Origin of the sequence: Microcoleus sp. BM001215392, from assembly GCF_036700185.1 — a bacterium.
Classification (GTDB): Bacteria; Cyanobacteriota; Cyanobacteriia; order Cyanobacteriales; family Microcoleaceae; genus Microcoleus.
Genome location: NZ_JAUBOJ010000666.1, coordinates 1 through 1,802 on the forward strand (window position 1 = coordinate 1; position 1,802 = coordinate 1,802).

At 43.5% G+C, this 1,802-nt stretch carries 1 protein-coding gene; it reads right to left on the minus strand.

Going from position 1 to position 1,802, the window contains the following annotated elements; translation table 11 throughout:
• Positions 1 to 157 precede the first annotated feature (157 nt).
• Positions 158 to 1,591 carry a hypothetical protein gene (locus QT974_RS33965; RefSeq protein WP_333472753.1) on the minus strand — a complete coding sequence of 478 codons (1,434 nt, stop codon included), beginning with the start codon at positions 1,589 to 1,591 and terminating at the stop codon, positions 158 to 160.
• Between the last annotated feature and the right edge of the window lie 211 nt (positions 1,592 to 1,802).

Below are 1,802 nucleotides of genomic sequence, written 5' to 3' on the forward strand. Positions count from 1 at the left end.
ATTCGGCTCCAAACGTTGTTTCGTAACGGTTTGGGGAAGTCGTGACTTGATTAGCATTGCAAGTGCTTATCAGTCGCGCATCAATCTTCCTTAGTTACTCACGATTGCAGACTTACAACTCCTTGTCAACACAGGGTTTGTAAAGTTTTGTTTCAAATTATTCGGCTAGCAACTCCATAACTTCGTGGGGCGTAATGCCGTAAATAGCGGCTAGCAGTTTGACATTTTTTACATCACTACCTAACTGTTTAAGAACCCCAATTGCACTCCCTAAAGGAATAGCTTCCTTAGTTGAATGAGTTAATAAATTAATTGTCGTCTCAGTGTTAGCACGACGCTTGTAAACAGTTTCATTCATCTGTGGTGAATGCCCCAGACTTTTAGCTCTTGTTTCTTGAGACATCCCAGCCATTTGACCGCTGAGATTAGCTAGATGGCGTAAAGCATGGGTTTGAGTAAAACCTTTATTCCACCTTCTCAAGATATTTTGTGCGCGGTCACTATACAGTCCAGCAATAGTTTTCGGATTACTTGATAGTGTTCCAATCTCAGGCAATTTACCAGACTTAATTTCTAGGCACTCTATCAAGTCAGGATGAGTAGGGGGAAGCATCGGTACACACAGTCGGTAGCCAGTTTTGGTTGTCGTGTCTAGTAAAGTCTTGTCACCAACTACAGCAATCATCTTTATGTTGTTTGGCTCAATCAGTGCTGGGATAATAACGCCATCCTTTGTTTTAAAAGGCTTGTCAATGTTCTGAACAGCAAACACCTCATGAACCCGAAAGCCGTACACCATTTGCATTGAGAACACCCACAGCCACCGTTTGCGTGACTCTAGATGGTATCGCTTATCATCTGAGACACTGAGAACCTGAATGCGAAGCTTTAGAAAATCATCGACTGACAAGGTTTGGAGGTCTTCCCGAAATTCGGTTTGCGTACCGTCAATTTCTTTAAGCCTGCATAGCAGCTCAGTATCGCCAATAGTCTCAGCTAATTTTTTCATGGCGCACAAACAGTTCTTAAAGCATTTAGTTCCTTGTTTCTTGAGGTGAATGACAGACAAAATATCGGCTGAGTTTATAATTGCGTCCCTGGGCAACAGCTTAAAATATTGTCCGTAAACGCATCCCCAGGAGCTTTGATGGCTAGCATTATTCTTGTCACGTTGTTGGCGACGTTTAGTGCGTCCTTCCCAGTATTCTTTCTCTACTTTTGCTATCGCCTCACCAAACGTCATCAAATCATTTTTGATGACGTTTTTATCCAAAATAACATCATCATACCAGGCTAAAAATCGGCTCTCACTAGAGAAAGATTGCAAAGCGCTAGCAACTAGATGAGCTTTCCTCAGAGCATCAGTGATACCTTGCATCGTCAGGTAGCACCCACAGGTTCTGTTGACACGCTTGTCACCTAACTTGAATTGCAGCGTTATGTAACCACCGCTAGCTTTCCTGTCTCTTTTGAGCCCTACGCCCTTGGGACATTCTTTCTGTGCTTGTTGGAAGTAGTCTAGAATCCGCTCGTAGCCAACAAGGTAGTCTGCGGTGGTACTTACCGTGAAAGGATTAGACTTTTCGCTCATCTTTCGCTCCCTATTCTGACAGTGCTGAGTTTGACTGATGCACTCAGCCTACAGCAAGTCGCTCAGCGTTCGCTCAAATCAAAAACAGGACTTTCAGAGTGGGTGCAAAAAATGGCTAGAACGACGGAAACTCGTACTTAAAGAGCGAGACTTTGATTCAAATCCCTCCGTGCTCATGTTTTATGTCTTTTGCGGAGAAAGGGTTTCAGGT